At 41.5% G+C, this 18,748-nt stretch carries 18 protein-coding genes; 14 read left to right on the forward strand and 4 right to left on the reverse strand.

Annotated elements, in window-relative coordinates:
- Positions 1–22: 22 nt before the first annotated feature.
- The 3 genes from ACO03U_RS08495 (at position 23) to ACO03U_RS08505 (ending at position 4,446) form a co-directional block, all read left to right on the forward strand.
- On the forward strand, positions 23–1,762 hold the full coding sequence (locus ACO03U_RS08495) for an ABC transporter ATP-binding protein (RefSeq protein ID WP_204686914.1): 1,740 nt from the start codon (positions 23–25) through the stop codon (positions 1,760–1,762).
- Positions 1,752–3,632, forward strand: coding sequence for an ABC transporter ATP-binding protein (locus ACO03U_RS08500; RefSeq protein WP_204686915.1), 1,881 nt, complete (start codon positions 1,752–1,754; stop codon positions 3,630–3,632). Before ACO03U_RS08495 ends, ACO03U_RS08500 begins: the two co-directional genes overlap by 11 nt.
- Before the next feature lie 175 nt (positions 3,633–3,807).
- A complete protein-coding gene (locus tag ACO03U_RS08505; protein ID WP_204686916.1) occupies positions 3,808–4,446 on the forward strand; it encodes a hypothetical protein in 639 nt (212 codons plus the stop codon).
- Between the two features lie 61 nt (positions 4,447–4,507).
- On the opposite strand, the gene ACO03U_RS08510 is transcribed toward ACO03U_RS08505, so the two are convergent.
- Positions 4,508–5,803 carry an MFS transporter gene (locus ACO03U_RS08510; protein WP_204686917.1) on the reverse strand — a complete coding sequence of 432 codons (1,296 nt, stop codon included), beginning with the start codon at positions 5,801–5,803 and terminating at the stop codon, positions 4,508–4,510.
- A 170-nt stretch (positions 5,804–5,973) separates the two neighbouring features.
- On the opposite strand from ACO03U_RS08510, the gene ACO03U_RS08515 reads away from it, so the two are divergent.
- The 4 genes from ACO03U_RS08515 (at position 5,974) to ACO03U_RS08530 (ending at position 9,848) form a co-directional block, all read left to right on the forward strand.
- Positions 5,974–6,117, forward strand: a complete 144-nt coding sequence (locus ACO03U_RS08515; protein ID WP_161869216.1) for a hypothetical protein — start codon at positions 5,974–5,976, stop codon at positions 6,115–6,117.
- A gap of 199 nt (positions 6,118–6,316) precedes the next feature.
- Positions 6,317–7,900 (forward strand): ABC-F family ATP-binding cassette domain-containing protein, encoded by a 1,584-nt coding sequence (locus ACO03U_RS08520; RefSeq protein WP_204686918.1) that lies wholly within the window; start codon positions 6,317–6,319, stop codon positions 7,898–7,900.
- 25 nt (positions 7,901–7,925) lie between these two features.
- Positions 7,926–8,657, forward strand: a complete 732-nt coding sequence (locus tag ACO03U_RS08525; protein ID WP_204686919.1) for a class I SAM-dependent methyltransferase — start codon at positions 7,926–7,928, stop codon at positions 8,655–8,657.
- Between the two features lie 75 nt (positions 8,658–8,732).
- The gene (locus tag ACO03U_RS08530) at positions 8,733–9,848 is read left to right on the forward strand and encodes an AI-2E family transporter (protein ID WP_204686920.1); all 1,116 of its coding nucleotides are present in this window, start codon (positions 8,733–8,735) and stop codon (positions 9,846–9,848) included.
- 230 nt (positions 9,849–10,078) lie between these two features.
- Here ACO03U_RS08530 and ACO03U_RS08535 read toward each other — a convergent pair whose 3' ends face one another.
- Entirely contained in the window at positions 10,079–10,279 is a 201-nt protein-coding gene (locus ACO03U_RS08535) for a hypothetical protein (RefSeq protein ID WP_423104592.1), read from the reverse strand.
- A gap of 534 nt (positions 10,280–10,813) precedes the next feature.
- Here ACO03U_RS08535 and ACO03U_RS08540 point away from each other — a divergent pair.
- From ACO03U_RS08540 to ACO03U_RS08560, 5 genes are all read left to right on the forward strand, one after another.
- The gene (locus ACO03U_RS08540) at positions 10,814–12,337 is read left to right on the forward strand and encodes an ABC-F family ATP-binding cassette domain-containing protein (protein ID WP_204686921.1); all 1,524 of its coding nucleotides are present in this window, start codon (positions 10,814–10,816) and stop codon (positions 12,335–12,337) included.
- Between the two features lie 91 nt (positions 12,338–12,428).
- On the forward strand, positions 12,429–13,247 hold the full coding sequence (locus ACO03U_RS08545; RefSeq protein ID WP_204686922.1) for a Cof-type HAD-IIB family hydrolase: 819 nt from the start codon (positions 12,429–12,431) through the stop codon (positions 13,245–13,247).
- A gap of 129 nt (positions 13,248–13,376) precedes the next feature.
- Positions 13,377–13,967 (forward strand): phosphatase PAP2 family protein, encoded by a 591-nt coding sequence (locus ACO03U_RS08550; protein ID WP_204686923.1) that lies wholly within the window; start codon positions 13,377–13,379, stop codon positions 13,965–13,967.
- Positions 13,968–14,240: 273 nt separating this feature from the next.
- Complete coding sequence (locus ACO03U_RS08555; protein ID WP_204686924.1) at positions 14,241–14,435, forward strand: hypothetical protein; 195 nt, start codon at positions 14,241–14,243, stop codon at positions 14,433–14,435.
- 456 nt (positions 14,436–14,891) lie between these two features.
- Positions 14,892–15,392 (forward strand): flavodoxin domain-containing protein, encoded by a 501-nt coding sequence (locus ACO03U_RS08560; RefSeq protein WP_204686925.1) that lies wholly within the window; start codon positions 14,892–14,894, stop codon positions 15,390–15,392.
- 77 nt (positions 15,393–15,469) lie between these two features.
- Here ACO03U_RS08560 and ACO03U_RS08565 read toward each other — a convergent pair whose 3' ends face one another.
- Both ACO03U_RS08565 and ACO03U_RS08570 read right to left on the reverse strand, forming a co-directional pair.
- Positions 15,470–16,027 (reverse strand): GNAT family N-acetyltransferase, encoded by a 558-nt coding sequence (locus tag ACO03U_RS08565; RefSeq protein WP_204686926.1) that lies wholly within the window; start codon positions 16,025–16,027, stop codon positions 15,470–15,472.
- Entirely contained in the window at positions 16,021–16,620 is a 600-nt protein-coding gene (locus ACO03U_RS08570) for a DEAD/DEAH box helicase family protein (RefSeq protein ID WP_204686927.1), read from the reverse strand. Before ACO03U_RS08570 ends, ACO03U_RS08565 begins: the two co-directional genes overlap by 7 nt.
- 316 nt (positions 16,621–16,936) lie before the next feature.
- On the opposite strand from ACO03U_RS08570, the gene ACO03U_RS08575 reads away from it, so the two are divergent.
- Both ACO03U_RS08575 and ACO03U_RS08580 read left to right on the forward strand, forming a co-directional pair.
- On the forward strand, positions 16,937–17,854 hold the full coding sequence (locus ACO03U_RS08575; RefSeq protein WP_204686928.1) for a hypothetical protein: 918 nt from the start codon (positions 16,937–16,939) through the stop codon (positions 17,852–17,854).
- Positions 17,851–18,699 (forward strand): hypothetical protein, encoded by an 849-nt coding sequence (locus ACO03U_RS08580; RefSeq protein ID WP_204686929.1) that lies wholly within the window; start codon positions 17,851–17,853, stop codon positions 18,697–18,699. The genes ACO03U_RS08575 and ACO03U_RS08580 overlap by 4 nt, the downstream gene beginning before the upstream one ends.
- Positions 18,700–18,748: the final 49 nt, after the last annotated feature.

The raw sequence follows: 18,748 nt of genomic DNA on the forward strand, positions 1-18,748 counted from the left end.
AAAAATAGAAAGGAAGAAATCTATGCTAAAAACCCTTTTAGCTAATGTGGGTAGTTATAAAAAAGATACCCTTTTAACGCCATTATTTGTCAGTGGCGAAGTGATCATGGATGTTATCATGCCTTTGATCATGGCAGCCATGATCGACCAAGGTATCGCCAAAAGTGATGCAGGAGCGATAGTCAAATACGGTCTTTTGCTTTTTGTTTGTGGGCTTTTTGCGCTATTTTGCGGCACTATGGGAGCTAGAAAAGGAGCGGTGGCTTCTGCTGGTTTCGCCCGCAACTTACGCCACAATATTTTTGAACGGATTCAAGGTTTTTCCTTCGCGAACATCGATCATTTCTCTACTGCGGGTTTGATTACGCGGATGACGACGGATGTGACCAATGTCCAAAATGCCTTTCAAATGATCATCCGGATGTTGGTGCGGAGTCCTTTGCTCTTGATTTTCTCCTTAACGATGGTGGGCTTCATCAATGCCCGCTTAATTTTAATCTATGTGGCCGTCTTACCGTTCTTAGCAATTGGTTTGGCTGTCGTGATTCACTTTGCCCATCCATTATTCATTAAAGTCTTTCATACTTATGACCGCCTAAACAATGTTGTTCAAGAAAACTTGCAAGGGATCCGCGTCGTCAAATCCTTTGTCCGGGAGAAACATCAGGAAAAGCAATTTGATGAGGTTTCTACCAAGGTTTATCAAGACTTTACCTTAGCCCAACGGATTGTTGCCTTTAATATGCCTTTATTGCAGTTTGCCATTTATACTTGTATGTTGGCATTGTCTTGGGTTGGTGCGAAGTTAATCGTGGTGGACACCAGTTTAACCACTGGTGAGTTAGTCAGCATGTTTAACTACACGATGCAAATTTTAATGAGCCTGATGATGATTTCCATGGCTTTCGTGCAAATTTTGATTGCCCGGACGTCTGCTGAGCGAATCGTCGAAGTCTTTAATGAAGAAAGTCAGATTACCAATCCTAAAAATCCTGTTATGAACGTCCCCGATGGCAGTATCCAATTTAAAGATGTTTGCTTTAGTTATTCAGATGATATGAACAAACTAGTATTAGAAAACATCAATCTAGAGATCAAATCTGGCCAGGTAGTGGGTATTATTGGTGGGACAGGTAGTTCGAAATCCAGCCTCGTACAACTGATTCCCCGCTTATACGATGTAACCCATGGGGCCATCCTAGTAGGCGGTCGCGATGTTCGGGAATATGACATTGAAACATTACGGGATCAAGTGTCGATGGTCTTACAAAACAATGTCTTGTTTTCTGGCACGATCAAGGAAAACTTAAAATGGGGCAACGAGCACGCCACCGATGAAGAGATTATGGCGGCAGCGAAAATTGCCCAAGCGGATCCATTTGTTCAAGAATTTCCTGATAAATACGACACGATGATTGCACAAGGTGGTTCCAATGTCTCCGGAGGGCAAAAACAACGGCTAACTATTGCCCGTGCCCTTTTGAAAAAGCCAAAAATTTTAATCTTAGATGACTCCACCAGTGCAGTTGATACTCGCACTGACCAAGCCATTCGTGCCGGCTTAAAAGAAGCGATTCCTGGAACGACAACCTTGATTATTTCCCAACGAATTACTTCGATTCAAGACGCTGATATGATTATTGTTCTGGATGACGGGAAAATCAATGGACTCGGAACCCACGAGGAACTCTTGCAATCCAATCAAATTTACCAAGAAGTCTATCAATCTCAAGGGAAAGGATTTGGTGAACATGGGGAATAATCCAGGAATCAACACTGCTTCACCATTAAGAACCTTAAAGCGGCTCTTGAAGTTGATGTTCAGTGATTACAAATTGCAACTAATCATGGTCTTTGTCATGATAGTACTTTCGGCCTTTGCCAATGTCCAAGGGTCACTGTTTATTCAAACGGTCATCGACAAGCACATCACACCGATGCTTGGCCAAAGCAATCCTGACTTTGCCGGCTTACTACAAGCGATAATGCAAATGGCACTGATTTATTTCGTCGGTGTAGCGGCGGGTTTGATTTATAACTTTACCATGGTAAAAATCAGCGAAGGTACCCAAAAGAAAATCCGGGATCAGATGTTTACCCATCTGGAAACTTTGCCGATTCGTTATTTTGATAGTCATGCCCATGGGGATATCATGAGTCATTTCACTAATGATACCGATACTTTACGCCAAATGATTTCTCAAAGTATTCCCAACTTGATGTCCGCATTGATCACCTTTATTTCAGTCTTTATTGCCATGTTTAGCTTAAGTTTACCGTTGACCTTGTTTGTCATGGTGTCCGTCTTTTTGATGTTGAATGTTGTTCGCTTTATTTCTAAGCGAAGTGGTCGGTATTTTGGGGCCCAACAACGAGATTTAGGGAAAGTCAATGGCTACATTGAAGAAATGATGCACGGTCAAAAAGTGGTTAAAGTGTTCAATCATGAAGCGCAAGCAATCACCGATTTTGATCAAGTCAATGACGCTCTCCAAGAAAGTGGGACGCTAGCCAACGTCAACGCAAACCAATTGATGCCGATTATGATGAACTTATTAAATGTACAATACATTTTGATTGCCATCATCGGTGGTCTCTTTGCCATCCATGGCATCAGTGGCTTGACGGTGGGGATGATTGCTTCATTCTTACAATTAAGCCGTTCGCTGAATGGCCCCATCAGCCAAATCTCCCAGCAAATCAATTTTGTCATCATGGCCTTGGCTGGAGCAAATCGGATCTTCGACTTGTTGGATGAAAAATCCGAATCCGATGAAGGCTATGTCACATTGGTCAACGCTAAAGAAGTTGCTGGAAAAGTGGTGGAAACACCGGAACGCACCGGCATGTGGGCGTGGAAACATCCCCATTCTGATGGCACGACTACGTTTACCAAGCTGACGGGTGATGTAGTCTTTGAAGACGTGGACTTTGGCTACGTGCCAGAAAACATCGTCTTACATGATATCAATATCTACGCCAATCCCGGTCAAAAAATCGCTTTTGTTGGAGCGACTGGTGCGGGAAAAACGACGATTACCAATTTGATTAATCGCTTCTACGATATCCAAGAGGGGAAAATCCGTTACGACGGAATCAACATCCAAAAAATCAAAAAAGATTCATTACGACGGTCATTAGGAATCGTTTTACAAGATACGCACCTCTTCACTGGTACTGTTCGAGAAAATATCCGTTTCGGCAAACTGACGGCTACCGATGAAGAAGTCGAAGCAGCAGCTAGATTAGCCAATGCCGATACCTTTATCAAGCATCTGCTAGAAGGGTATGACACGGTGATTACCGGCGATGGTGAAGGCTTATCTCAAGGGCAACGCCAATTACTCGCAATTGCTCGAGCAGCGATTGCGGATCCTCCGGTGATGATCCTTGATGAAGCGACCTCCAGTATCGATACTCGGACGGAACGCATCGTTCAAGAGGGGATGGATAAGCTGATGACCGGGCGCACCGCCTTTGTCATCGCTCACCGACTGTCTACCATCCAAAACTCGGATGTCATCATGGTCTTAGATCACGGCCGGATTATCGAACGAGGGGATCACGACTCCTTAATTCAAGAAAAAGGCTTGTATTACCAACTTTATACCGGCAAAGTGGAGTTGGATTAACCTTTCTTTCAACAAGAAGCATTGGAAAATAACCTTTCTTCGTTAGTTGAAATGAAGCTGGTAAGATGAAAGGAACGAAGGAAATAAGCTTATCCTCCAGTAAAATTGTTGGAAGGTAAGCTTATAAATTCTTTGAGATATAATCTCGATAAAGGTTAGGAAAGTAGGCGGTAGGATGAAAAAAGTAACTTTATTCTTTGCTACCATCATTCAAATTGGCATTCTATTTTGGCAAAAAAGACGCTTTTTACGCTATTATTTAGGGTTAGCGGGATTATGGGCATTGGCTTTCTTTGCACCGCGAATGTTCGTCTTTTTTACGAATTGGCGGCGCTTAGAAGAGACGATGAGTCTGTTTAACCCCGACTCACAAACAGTATCGATTGTCCTGCTGTTAGATCTTTTACGAGGAGCTGGATTGATACTGACCTTGCTCTTGTGGCTAGGCTTAGTGGTTTACTTTATCAGCTTTTATCGACAACATCACGAGCCTTGGGTGGAACAAGCCCCTCAATTAGCTGCCGAAGCTCCCAAACTTTGGCAGGTGGAATTGATCACTGATTTATTAGCGGAAGGTGGTTGGTTTGTCCTTGTGAGTATAGTTATGCAGGTGCTAACTAACGGGATGGTCAACAGCTTTATCAAGGATTTAGACCGGTTTACCATCTGGAAGGATGCAGTCACTCTTTACGCGTATCCGATTGCTGCCGACTGGTGGGCAATCGCGAGTAGTTTAAGCTTAATCTTGCTGTTCTTGTACTTTACTGAAATGCTAGGCAAGCGCAAAGTGATGGCGGCAGAAGAAGTCCTTTAAATTAAATACGGGAAAGTGCGACCATTACCATTCAGGTAGTAGGGCACTTTCCCGTATTTTTTTAATTATTAGGACTAGGAGTATCGTTGTTCTTCTGGCTTAATTGCTGTTGTAATTGTAGATCATAATTTCTAGCAATTGGCAAAAATAAATTAACCAAGCCACATATTATCGTACCGAGGCCTGCGATAATAAAGAGTTTTTCCACCCCGATATGATCGGCTAACGGACCAGCAAAGATCAACCCTACTGGACCGGTAATACTCATCAGGGAATTTAAAACCCCTAAGACACGACCAAGGTAAATCGGTTCATAGCTTTGCTGAATCATGGCCATGAGTAATGTGTTAAAAAAGGGCGTAGATAGACCAGCTACAATATTCAAAATGACAAACCAGAAGAAGCCAGATTGGTTTCCTGGTAATAAGCCTGATAACGCAAAGGCGATTCCAATGACAAAATAAGAAATCAAAACAGGAATCATCCGGTTTTTCCATTTGCCAAAGACGCCAATGATGATGCCACCAGCCAACATTCCCACCGAGTAAACCACCTCAATGAGTCCTGCTTGACCCACCGTTCCTTGGAAGTAATCCATCGTCATCAAGGGATACATACTCACTGCCGGCATAAAAATCAAGGTAAAGGCAGCACCGATTAAGGTCAGGGACCATAACCCTTTATTTTTCGTAAGTAGGGAGAAGCCCAGTTTGGTGTCCGTCAAAAGATGAACTGGTTCCCCTAAGGCCTCCGTTTTTGGAATCCGGACAAACACCAGCAAACCAATCCCTAAAAGGGCCCCTAAAACATCCAATAAAATCAAAAAATTCATGGGAACCACCGCAAAAAGGAACGCTCCTAACGCGGGTGCGATGATCATATTGGCGGATTGAACCATCCCCAGTTGGCCATTGACCCGAGTTAACTCATTTTGTGGCACCATTTGTGGCAAGATTGATTGAATGGTGGGCATTTGAAATGTCTGAGCTAAAGAACGCATAAACAACGAAACGAAGACTAGCCACAATGGAAAACGATCCGAAACAGTCCCTACAATCGATAAGATTAAGGCAAAACCGGCTACAATCGTATCAGTTACAATTAATAATTTCTTCTTATCGAGACGATCGACAAAGGGGCCGACAAAGGGACTGAGTAACACCATCGGGATCATTCCTAATAAGGTGGCTAAGCTTAAAACAGTTGCTGAACCAGTTTCTTTTGTTAAGTACCAAATGATGGCATATTGTACTACCATGCTGGTAATACCAGATAAAAATTGACCAGAGAGGAACAAGCCAATATTTTTTTGCCAACCTTTTAAATCAAAACTTGGCGGGGGCGTGTGTCTTTCCATAAGACCTCCTATAAATAACGATATTTTAAAAAAATTGTGAGATAGTTTTATTTTACCTTATTCCCTTATGGAAAAATAGCAGAACTACTTTTTTCGCGCTTGGTTTTTAAAGAGGAGCATGCTATCATAAAGTGAAGCAGTTAATCCTAAGGTGTAGGGAGGGATAATTCATGGTCGGTATGAAAAAAATAACAGCATGCAAAAATTTGCAACTGACCCATATCGGGTTTTCTCATACCATTACTTTTAAATTACGCACTATGGGGGAAGTCTGCCCAAAAATGCTAGTAATTGAAGAAAATAACCGACCATGAAACCTGAGTATCCTTGATAAAGACTCTGATAAATAACACGGTCATGGCAATTTGTCCTGATCGTGTTTTTTTTAGAAAAGCTGGCACCACATAAGTTGGCCCATTTCAGGTAAGCCTACGAAAGCCCAACGCATATGTTGGTGTCCCATTATCCAGGCTAAGTATTCAAGGTATAGATGGTTACTAAAAGGAGAAAACCATGTATATTCAACTAAAAGATATCGAAAAAAACTATGGCACCACCCCGATTTTTAGCCAGTTATCCTTTACCCTTCATAAAGGGGATAAGATTGGCTTGGTGGGGATGAACGGCTGCGGAAAGAGCACGCTATTACAGATTCTCACCGGTGAAGAAGGGGTTACTAAAGGAATCGTCGCCCGGCGAAAAGGTTTACGCATTGGCTATGTTCCGCAGCAATTGCCGCTAACTGAAGAGACGGTTCGCGACTATTTGCTTGCAAGTTTTACTGAACTGGGAAGTTTACGAAAAAACCTGCGTCAGTTAGAAGCCAAGATGCAAGATCCTCAAGCTGATTTTGAACGGGTTTTAGCCCATTATGGCAAATTACAGGAAGATTATGAGCAGGCTGGGGGCTATACGTTAGAAGATCGGATCAGCGGGACGCTAAAAGGTCTAGGAGTGGGGGATAAACTGGATGCGCCTTTGCAGGCACTCAGTGGGGGACAACGAGTCCGGATTGAGTTGGCCCGGGTTTTGACAGCTAAAACTGATTTACTCCTGTTAGACGAGCCCACCAATCACTTGGATTTAGCGGGTATTCAGTGGCTAGAAAGTTGGCTAGCTCATACCCAGCAAGCTTACGTCGTCATCAGTCACGATCGACAATTTTTGGATAATGTGGTCCAGCAAATTGTCGAAATCGAACCGGATGGCCTGGTATCTTATCCTGGGAATTACACGAAGTATGCTTTATTGAAAAAAGAGCGGATCAAAGCCATGCAAAAAGACTACGACCTGCAGCAAAAAGAAATCCAACGGTTGCAGCTGATGATCCGCCGTTTTCGTCAATGGGCCAACGAAGGGGACAATGAAGATTTCTTTCGAAAAGTGAAGGAATTGGAACGACGAGTAGCCAAACTGAAGGCATTGGCCACCAAACCTCCGGAGAATCCCAAAAAACGCCTACAAGAAGTCACCTCGGCTAGTCGTTCTGGTAAAGAGGTTTTGGTGGCCAAAGCTATCGGGAAATTAGCTGGCGAAAAGCTTTTATTTGCCGATAGTAGCTTTATTATCTATCGGCAAGAAAAGATTGCTCTGACTGGAGCGAATGGCAGTGGCAAAAGTACTTTTCTTCACTGTTTACTGGCGGATTCCCCACTTGATGAAGGAACCATCCGTTTAGGAGCGAATGTCAAAATTGGTTATCTGCCACAGAAACTTCATTTTTCCCAACCGAATCAGCAGATTTTAGCCTTTGTCAAAGAACAACTGCCTGATGAGCAAAAAGCCCGGCATAAACTAGCTCAATTTGGTTTTTATGCTGAGGACGTCTCCAAACGTATTCGCGATCTTTCCGGTGGGGAACAGATGCGCCTGTATTTACTGGGATTGTTACAAAAAAACATTAATTTTTTGATTCTAGATGAACCCACCAATCACCTGGATATTTATGGGAAAGAAGAGTTAGAGGATATTCTGGCAAGCTACCAGGAAACTTTATTGGTGGTTTCTCATGATCGTTACTTTTTGCAAAAAGTCGCGACGACAAGGATGACCATCGCAGACCAACGCATTACAAAAAACGAAGGCATCCTAAAGTAGTCTGCCAAAGAAAGGAACAGTTAAGATGAGCAATATCTATGATGAGGACACTTTTTTTGAAAAATATCACCAGATGAGTCGTTCCCAACTGGGCTTAACAGGTGCTGGAGAATGGCAGACACTACGTCAATTAATGCCGGATTTCACTGATAAAATCGTTCTGGACTTAGGTTGTGGCTATGGCTGGCATTGCAAATATGCCGCGGAGCACCATGCCAGAGCTGTCATCGGCATCGATCTTTCCGCGAAAATGTTGGCAAAAGCCCAGCAGCTAAATCCAGACGAAAAAATCACTTACCGTCAAGGAGATATCGCGACAGTTGCTTTTCCTCCAGCTACTTTTGATGTTGTGTTCAGTTCACTAGCGTTTCATTATTTACCAGATTGGCCTCAGTTAGTCGCTCAAGTGAAGCGTTACTTAAAACCAGGAGGGACCTTTTTGTTTTCCGTGGAACACCCTATCTTTACTGCGGCCGAAAAGCAACAATGGGATTATAATGATGATGGTAGTATTCGTGATTTTCCAGTGGATAATTATTTTTACGAAGGGCAACGAGAAGCTGATTTTCTCGGAGAAACGGTGCAAAAATACCATCGGAGTTTAACAACTTACCTTGAAACACTTCTCCAAGCTGGCTTCAAACTCAATCATGTCGTCGAACCTCAGCCACCGCAAGAAATGCTTGAACTACCCGAGATGGCAGATGAAATGCGCCGGCCGATGATGCTGATCATCTCTTGTCAAAAACTTGGATAATCTAGCTGAATTCAGTGCAAGGGCTACTAGTCAATGATACAATTAAGTTATTCAAATTGATTATGGAGGAAGTTTATGCAGTCACGCTTTAAAAATTCAAAGTTATTTTTCTGGACCGCCGAGTGGGTTCTAATCATTATTGGGAGTTTCTTTCTTTTACAGATGCGGAGCTTTCTAAAACCGGTATTAACGATGGCTTCGACAATCATCTTGCCTTTATTTGTCGCCGGCTTTCTCTACTATATGTTTGATCCCTTAGTCCGCTGGTTAGAAAAACGCGGTTTATCCCGAATGGTCAGCTTTTTATTGGTCTTTGCAGTGGTGGTAATTTTCTTGGTGCTGTTGATTATGAATGTCGTTCCTCAGTTAGTCCAACAAGCTATTCAATTGACACAATCATTGCCAGGTTATGCAGAGGAAGCCAACAATTGGTTAGTGGAACTGGGAAAACAAGAAGAGTTTAAAAACTTCAATATTGAAAAACAGTTAGAAAGCATGAATCTCACCTTAAATAATATTATCAATTGGGTGATTAGTAGTGTGACCACTAGTTTGAGTCATATTTTCTCTGCCTTGACCAAATTTTTCGTACTCTTGTTTACGGTTCCCTTTATCTTGATTTTTATGTTTAAAGATGGTCACCGCTTTATGAATAGTCTAGATGTCTTTTTTCCTCATAATCTTCGGAGTGAACTACGAGCGACAGTCAAGGATCTCAATAACACGTTGTCGGCTTATATTAGCAGTACCATGTTGGATGCTGTTATTATTGGGGTCATGAGTTTTATCGCAATGACCATTTTTAAACAACCTTACAGTTTACTTTTGGCCTTTATCTGTGGCCTAACCAATATTATCCCTTATGTTGGACCATTTATCGGAGCCGTACCTGCCATCATCGTGGGCTTGTTTGTCTCTCCCTGGCAAGCGCTCTATATGGCAATCGCCATCCTAGTTATTCAGCAATTAGATGGCAATGTCATTAAACCCCTATTGTTTGGCAAAAGCTTAAATATCCATCCAATTACCATCATTTTGGTCTTGCTTGGAGCCGGGAGTGTTTTTGGGATTTTCGGTATGCTTGTCTGCATCCCCGTCTATGCTGTCATCAAAACACTGATTATCAACGGTCGCAAGATATACCTCCTACGAAAAAAAGAAGCGGTTATTACAGGTACCCCCGAGGAATAATCGATAAGACCCACGTTGATACGAGGAAGGAAGATAGTAAAGTTAAGCTCCTTCGTAAGCATTGATCCTTTGGTTGGCAATTAGCGGTCCCACTACGGCTGGAGGGAGGTACCGGTAACAAGGCCAACCGGCTTATGCCTTAATGCTATCACCTAGTCAACTAAAACAGCAGTCGCAAGTCTCTTAAACGGAGCTTGCGACTGCTGTTTTTGTTCACGCATTTGCTGATTTTATTTCATTAGTTTTTCTTCAATCAGATCTAAAGCCAGGGTAAATGCAACAATCCGGCGCTTGGCCAAGGTAATCTGCGAACGATAACGCTGGGGTTGTTCCTTGGCTTCCAGTGTTTTCACTGTCTCCTTCAGTTTGTGGACCGTGGAGGCAATTTGCCGTTTGGCTTCATTTAATTCTGTTTCGGAATAATTTATCAAGATAACCCCTCATTTCCTTTAAGATCAGCTCATCTTAGCATAGGTCACTGGTAATAGAAAGCTTCTTCTTTCCTAAAAAAACTGATTAATGCCGGCTTTTTTGACTTTCCTGAAAATGCATGCTATTCTTTTCATGAAATAGGGGACGTCTCTGTGAAATCCCCGTTGGAGGGTACCCATGATTACCGATTATTATTTCCACTTTGTAAGAAAATTTGCTCTTAACTTGGACAAACCGATGAAGCATTGTTAAGAGCCTTCCATAGAGCATTGCTCACTTCTTCATCGAAAAAGCCACAGGCGGCAGGTTTATTTGTCATGGGCCTTACTTTTTCGATTGATCAGAAAAAATGGTAAAGCTGCAGACGATGCTGGTCTGCAGCTTTTTGCTATGAAACATGTTCTGCGGCTACTAGTAGTTAAACAAGCCAGCAACATTGGTAAAAAACTGCCGTCAACTGGCGCAATCAAGTATATGTTAGAAAACACTACCAATACAAACGTAATCAACGACAAAAGAAACGAGGAACATTTATGCTAACAATCGATAATATCACCCAACAGTTCGGTGATAAAATATTATATGAAAATATCAGCGCCCAAATCAACCGTGGAGAACACGTCGGACTCATCGGGCGCAATGGGGCCGGGAAGAGTACCTTAATAAAAATTATCACCGGTGAAATCTTACCTGACGACGGTCAAATTCTTTTTCCTAAAAATTTAAAACTGGGCTATCTCGATCAGTATGTCAACGTGGATGATCAAGTGACTATTCAACGTTTTTTGGAGACAGCTTTTCAAGAGGCGTTTGATAAAGAAGCGCGAATTGGTGAGTTATATGCCGAATACGCAGAAAACTTCGATGAGCGTTTATTAGAGCAAGCTGGCAGACTACAAAACGAATTGGATCAGGGAAACTTCTACCAAATGAGCACCATCATTGATGAATTAGCAACTGGTTTAGGTATTGATGTTTTGGGTATGGACTCATTGATGAAAAACCTAAGCGGGGGCCAACGTTCCAAGATTATCCTAGCTAAAATGTTATTAGAAAAACCAGACATGCTAATCCTCGATGAACCGACTAACCATTTAGATGATAACCACGTGGTTTGGTTGACCCAATTTTTAAAAGATTTTGACGGAACCTTCCTAGTCGTTTCCCATGATCGTGACTTTCTAAATGAAATTACCACCCATATTCTCGACATCGAATTTGGAAAACTAACGAAATACACCGGTAATTTGACTCGCGCATTAAAGCAAAAAGAATTGTCTCAAGAAACCTATTTACGACAATACGAAGCTCAGCAAGAACATATCAAGAAAACCGAAGCCTATATTCGTAAATACAAAGCTGGTTCTCGATCGACCATGGCCAAAAGTCGGGAGAAACAGTTAGCAAAAATCGAACGTTTAACGCCGCCTTCAGATTCGCCAAAACCACACTTGGAGTTCCCCTATGGAGCTATCGTTACTACCCTTGCCTTGGAAACCGATCAGTTAGTCATCGGCTATGAAAAACCCTTACTCGCACCAGTCAATATCACGATTCGCTATGGTGAAAAAATAGCCATCCGGGGATTTAATGGGATTGGTAAATCAACACTGATTAAAACCTTGATTGGTGAAATACCAGCCCTTAGTGGTAGCTATCATTTCCCTGAGAAAACTCAGATTAGTTATTTCTCTCAAGAATTAGCCTGGGAAAACCCTTTACAGACACCGTTACAGTATTTAAGCGATAAATATCCGAAAGCTACCGTCAAAGAGTTACGCCGCCACTTGTCTCGGGCAGGTCTGCATAGCCAGTTGGCACAAGAATCTTTAAAACTATTAAGTGGTGGGGAACAAACGAAAGTTAAACTCGCGGAAATGACCATGATTAAAAGTAATTTCTTGATCCTCGATGAACCTACCAATCACATCGACCAAGAATCAAAGGAAAACTTACAAGATACGCTTACAAAATACCCAGGAACAGTGATTGTTGTTTCCCACGAAAACGGCTTTTATGAAGATTTCGTGGATCGCGTGATTGAGCTAGGAAACTAATACCGCCACTTTAATGCTCAAAGACAACAACACCCACAAAAAGTTAGCCAGCCACTGGCAATATCAAGACTAGACTATGAGGAGCAGTCAGATGAAAAACATCAAATTTATCGCCACTGATATGGACAATACATTATTGACATCAAGAGGGGAGTTACCCCCCAACTTTATGACTACCATTTTCCAACTACTCGCAGCTGATGTAGCTTTTGCCGCCGCTAGTGGTCGACCGTTGTACACTTTGCTTGAAATGTTCGGCGAATTTCGTGATCAGATGACTTTTGTCTGTGATAATGGGGGCCTGATTATGCATAAAGGGGAGATTATCTTCAATAGTGAACTTCCTCAGAAAGACTATCAGCAAATGGTGACCTTTGCTAAAGAAACGGATGCGATTGCTATCATTTGTGGGTTGGATGCCGCCTATATCGCCCAAAAAGATGAACAATACGATGCTATCTACCGTACCTTTTATAAAAAAATCGTCTATGTTGATGATTTAGAAGACCTCAACGTGACTGCGGATAAGTTTACCTTATATTTCCCCAATAATAACAGCCAAGAAAAATACCATAGTGTCTTTGCTCCGCAGTTTGGCGAGAATTATTCTGTTGTCGTCAGTGGACCGGAATGGATTGATATCATGAATCAAGGTGTCGACAAGGGAACGGCGATGGAAATTCTTTCACAAAAACTAGGGATTGCTTTAGCAGATATGATGGCTTTTGGGGATACGCATAATGACGTCGGAATGTTAAAAACAGTAGGGCATAGCTACCTTGTTGCAAATGGTAATCCAGAGATAGCTAAATATGCCGAAAAGACAGCCCCTTCAAATGATGAGTATGGGGTCCAGCAAATCCTGGAACAAGTTCTTACAGCAAAAGAGAACCTTTACGAAACTCATTAATTGAATCCGCTCCTGAAAAGTTGGCTGTCAGACAAGGACAACCAACTTTTTTACGTTTTGTTGGAAAGTCATTCCCATGATAAAATAAAAGAATAATAGCAATAACGATCTGGGAAGGGGGTAACACAAATGCTGAAAGCAGGTCTTCTGTTATTGGCTTTATTTATTGGCTTGGCTTTATTAGTGCAACTTAAGAAGCTACAAAGTTTCGATGAAGGAATAGCACAAAAAATTTTCAAGACTCGCAGCAAGTCAAAAACGCAACTAATGTTGTTTTTCACTGCTTTAGGACGCCCACGAGGCTTCATTGTTATGATCTTTCTACTGGCTTTTGTTCCAGGTTTTCGGACCTCTGTTTTATTACCAGCAGGAATTGCTTTAGGCTTCGTTTGGGTTTTGGCCTATCTATTAAAACGTCTAATTAAACGCCCAAGACCCGAGGGACAACGATTAGTAGAGGAGAGGGACCATAGTTTTCCTAGTTATCATGCCACCTGTTCAAGTACCTTATTTTGCTGTGTGGCTCTTGGAGGTAGTTCCCTTTATCCTTTGCTGACAGGACTTTTCATGGCAATTAGCCTAGTTATGACAGGATTGATAGGCTATTCCCGCATATATCTAGGCATTCATTACTTATCTGACGTCCTCGGTGGCTGGTTTTTGGGTACAGGCTTTGCTCTGATCCTCCAATGGTTTCTTACAGTCAACTCGATTTTGTAAACGCTAGCAATTTTAGATGGACAAGCGCAAGCATTAGTGAATCGGAAGCTTATCAAGATTATGATATCTTCAACTGATTCGATTGCTAAACTAAAAAGAATTGATAACAATTTTAATGAAAAGTGTCAGATCTTTGTTCATTAACTAAATACAGATAAAACATTATTTAAAAAATCAGCTTAGAAAATATCCCTTAAAGTAACAGTAGTCCCACGCCTGAGAAACGAGATTTCACCTTATAGTAGATGATACAATTACTATGAGGTGATAAAGATGATTGAATTCACTAGTAAAGAAGATTTTCTTGTTGCTGGTTTAGGTTTCACTGATTATTTCGAGGAAAAGCTTTTTGAGTTTTATTTAAAACGTGACGGCTATATGTATTATGATCCCGTGAGTATGTCTATGTGTGATCAAAATAATCAAAGAATTTTTTATGTCGAACAAGGATTTATCGCGAACAGCTAGCGAACACAGTGTAACAAGTTGATTAAATAATCTTAAATGGCTCAAAAACATTAAATCGAGATTAAAGATCCAAAGACAACCTCTTAAATCTTTTTAAGTTACTTCCTTTAATACATATTATGTAAACTAGAATTTATTTATTTTGCTCAGTTAGTAGATCACCTCTAAAACCAGCTATTTCGGCTATTCTCCCCTCTTTTTGGGGCTTTTTAAGCCAACAAACAGCAGACCGCAAGCGATTCTTCGAGAATAATCGTTCGAATCATGTTTCTGAAGCCTGTTTCTAATAGATGGTTGTGAGGTAGTTCAAACCGTTTATTGTGTCTGAGTTACTTCAAAAGTATCAGTTTTGCTGACTGTTAAATAGCTAATCCATTTCACTATCCTCAATAACAAAACTCTTGTACAATAATATTATTACTATAGAGTAAAAAACTTTCAAGAAAATGGTGAAATATGAAAACAGCAATCGTTTATTCAAGTAAATATGGAACTACCAAAAGCTGCGCAGCCTTACTGGAAAATAGTTTATCAGACTCGGTTACACTAATAAATATTGAAGAATCACCTAACACAACAATTGATCTGGCGACTTTTGACACAGTGATTATTGGAGGAGCCATTCATATGGGAAAAATCTCCAAAAAACTTAACCAGTTTTGTCAGGATAATCTGCAAGATTTACTCACAAAACAAGTAGCAATCTATCTTTGCTGTGGCTTTTCTGAAGAATACGCGAACTATTTACAAGAAAATTTCCCCAAAACTTTACTTACGAAAGCTACAATCACTGCGCATTTTGGTGGTGAAACAAAATTAGACAGTATGAAGTTATTGGATAAGTTAATCGTCAAGGCTGCTTTGAAAAATCGCCCAGAAGCATTACACTTGATTCACGAAAATATTACAGGTTTTTCGCAATATTTGAATTATACTAGTTCGCAATTGATTAAATAAGACCAGCTAAAGGGTGAAACTTACAAACAGCGTGAGATTCACCCTTTTTGTTTACCACGATGCAAAGCAGAGAGTTATTAAAAGGCTTCCTCTACTACCCTCTCAAGAATAGCTAACCCCTTTTCATAATCTTTTGTACCAGGGATTAGTTCATACCCTAATTTTTCATAGATACCAATAGCTTGATGGCTCCAAGTTTGCGTGTGGAGTTCTATAGGTTGATTTGGATGTAGCTCTTCCAACAAAGCGGTGGTTTTGACAGCTAAATAACTAGCAAGTCCCCGCTGCTGAGCTTCCGGCTTTACAGCAAGCCAGTGTAAGAGCGGACGCTGTTTTTCTGTCCGCCAAGCTGTACAGGTAGCAACTTTTTCTCCCTCGGGATCAATGATAAACATCATACGCTGCCGAAGTTCATCGCTAAAAGGTGCAAAATTTTTTTGAAAATAAGTAACCGCCTCTGTTTTGCTAGCAAACTCCCCCACAGCGGTCTCGATTCGACACCAAGCCCCTTCATCACCAGGAGTGTAAAAAGCAAGGCTATAGCCCTCAGGTAAGTATCTCCCAGGCAATGGGACTGGATTTTGCGGGTTTCGGCGCATCAAAAATTCAATATATGGAATCCTTTTATCTAACATGGTCTAGCTCCTTTCAATTTAAAAGTATCAATAATTCGAGTGCTACATTCCTCTGGGGATAGTTGGGTATTGTCAATCGTCAGGCAAGAGATCTCCGGATAAAGGGCTGCGAAGTCATCGGCTGGAATAGCCAGTTGATATTTTTGGTGACTTGTAAGTATTTCTTGTTGTGAAAAAGCGATATCTCGCTTACTTGGTTTTGCCGCCAAGCGCTGTGGTGTCGTGTTTCGTTTTAAGCGCGTCTGGAGATCAGTAACCAATTGCACAAAATAGACTGCTTGCTCTTGTTCCTGAAAAATCGTGGCAATATCACGTAAAAAAAGACGATCAGCCTCTTCGTTAAAAGCGATCATTACAGTAAAAATCAAATGTTTAACGAGATTCGTCTGGGAATTTTCAGCAAAGGCCTTAAACAACTTTTTTCTGGTGAAATCAGATAACTTAAAGGTTTCTTCTGTATAGCCAAGAAAATCGGCATATAGATCAATCGTCTGATGGTTATAGAGTAATTTTCCATCAATTTGTTTTTCTAGTTCGACACCGACAGTCATTTTCCCCACGGCCTGTCCCCCTATGATTACAATCAAAGCCATGTAGCATCCCCCTCCTTTGAGAAAAGTCTGTTTCACCGGCCTCTTCTCGCTTTCCTTGAGTTTTGTCTTTAAGTATAACAGCTTTTTATCAAAGGTGAAGTGAGAACTTGTTTTTTCATAGGAGCTACTTTTCAACACGTAAACTTTAAAGTTTTAGCAAATAAAGCTTAAACCACTATTAAGACCATTGAATAGCCTTCTTATCAAGGCTAAACTAGGTTAAACGAATACGCGCGAGATATCAAACAAGAGTCCCCCCTCAGTGAATAGGATGTTTGACACTCAAAACATGAAATGGATAGAAAGGATACAAGAGATGGCTCATTATTTGCGAGGAATAGTTTTTGGCGCCTTGCTTACCGGTGCGACTCTAAGTAGCGGCTGGTATGCATGGCAACAAATTCAAGAGAACCAAACCCTCCAACAAACACAACTCACCACGAAAGCTGCCTTAGGTCCGAAGACTGAAACACCACAAATGGTCGCTTCAAAAGCAGTGGATTATGCATTTACTAATAAAAAAATGTACCTCACCTTTGATTTTGGCAAAAACTGGCAACAAGTTCCTGCTACCATGGAGGAATTTTTCGGAGGTGATTTTTCAGGGCAACCTCAAAATCAACTATTACCAGATACTTATCAAATGACGATTACCCGCGCAGGTTTGTTAATCGTCAAAGATCACAAAAATTTGGTCTGGTTGGAAACGACTGACCAAGGACAAACTTGGCAGGAATCAGTCATTTTTAAAGATATATCAGGGATTCGCAATTATAAAATCAATTTTCTCAACAAAGGCTTTGTCGCAGCCTTTGTCACTGGTGGTCGCGTCATGGGGCAAGAAGGTTATCAAATTGCCACGAGTCATGACGATGGCCAAACGTGGAAAACTGCTCAAGCCAAGGGTTTAGATGCGGGGCCTTTGATGACTGATGCGGGTTTTTTGGATGAAAAACTAGCTTTTTTTGCACGAAAAACAGAGCTACTCGTCTCGCAAGATGGTGGGAAGACCTTTACCCCATCAACGATTCAAGTCCCAGAAAGATATCACAACATCTTTATTTGGCCAGAAATCCCTACAAAAGATAGCAAAAAACTCAGTTTGCTGGTAAATCAAGGGGATACCGGGGATTATCGCGGCGGTCTCGTAAAAGGACTGTTTGAATCAGAAGATAATGGGCTTACTTTCCATTTTGTTGCAGAAGTACAACCAGAGGAGGAAAATGTCAGATGAAACGTGCCACTCGCATCTTTAGTACGCTCGCTTTGGTTGTTGCCTTGTTGTTGATTTGTTACCAAGGGCTGGTCTATCTTTTAGGTCGCCACTTTGGTGTTCATTACTTCGATGACCGTCTCCTGTACTTGGTGAATACGATGGTGATCCTCCTAGCTTTTATGGGCGTCCTCCCCTATTTCAAAAAAATCCGGCCATTGTTAGTTTTAGTCGGCTTTTTATTGATGTTACAGGGATTGATGCTGTTTTTAGGAGCCAACCACTACGCTGTGGTCTTTACCAGTCCAGCTAAAAATAATACCTTCATGCTTCAAGTAGATAAACGGACGGGGAAAGCCACCTACCAACGAAATCTCTATTACCAGTTTCCTAAACTTCAGAAAGTGTTATCTAAACCAGCAAAAGAAAACAACTACTGGAATTTATCCATCAATGCTGATGCTTTGGCGTATACCATGAGTGACAACTATAACATCAGTTGGCCATCAGATTCTTTAGCGGTTTTCACCTATGAAACACTAGATGGTAGCAAGGCACAGTTTGTCCGTAGTTATGACCAAAGCACTCAAGTATCAGAAGAAAAAATAATTGGAAAATGGCGCAGTCAAGAAGGTCAGGCTCGGCTTGATGCCACTAGCAGCACTTATCAACTTCAATTAGACGATCAGCTGGTGACGCTGGATCCGACTTATAGCCAAGCTGGCACGTCGACTAGCCGCACTTACACAGACTCACAAGGTAGTGCGCTTTGTACGGTTGTCTTGACGGATGACGACCACCTATTCGTTGTTTCAGCCGATTTAAACCACTCCACTAGTTATCAACTCACCCGGGTAAGTCAATGATTGTTTTCAAGATTAAAAGTTGTCCTGCGTTTTTTTCACCTAGCTGTCT

This window comes from Enterococcus diestrammenae (genome assembly GCF_049384045.1).
In the GTDB taxonomy this organism is placed as follows: domain Bacteria; phylum Bacillota; class Bacilli; order Lactobacillales; family Enterococcaceae; genus Enterococcus_C; species Enterococcus_C diestrammenae.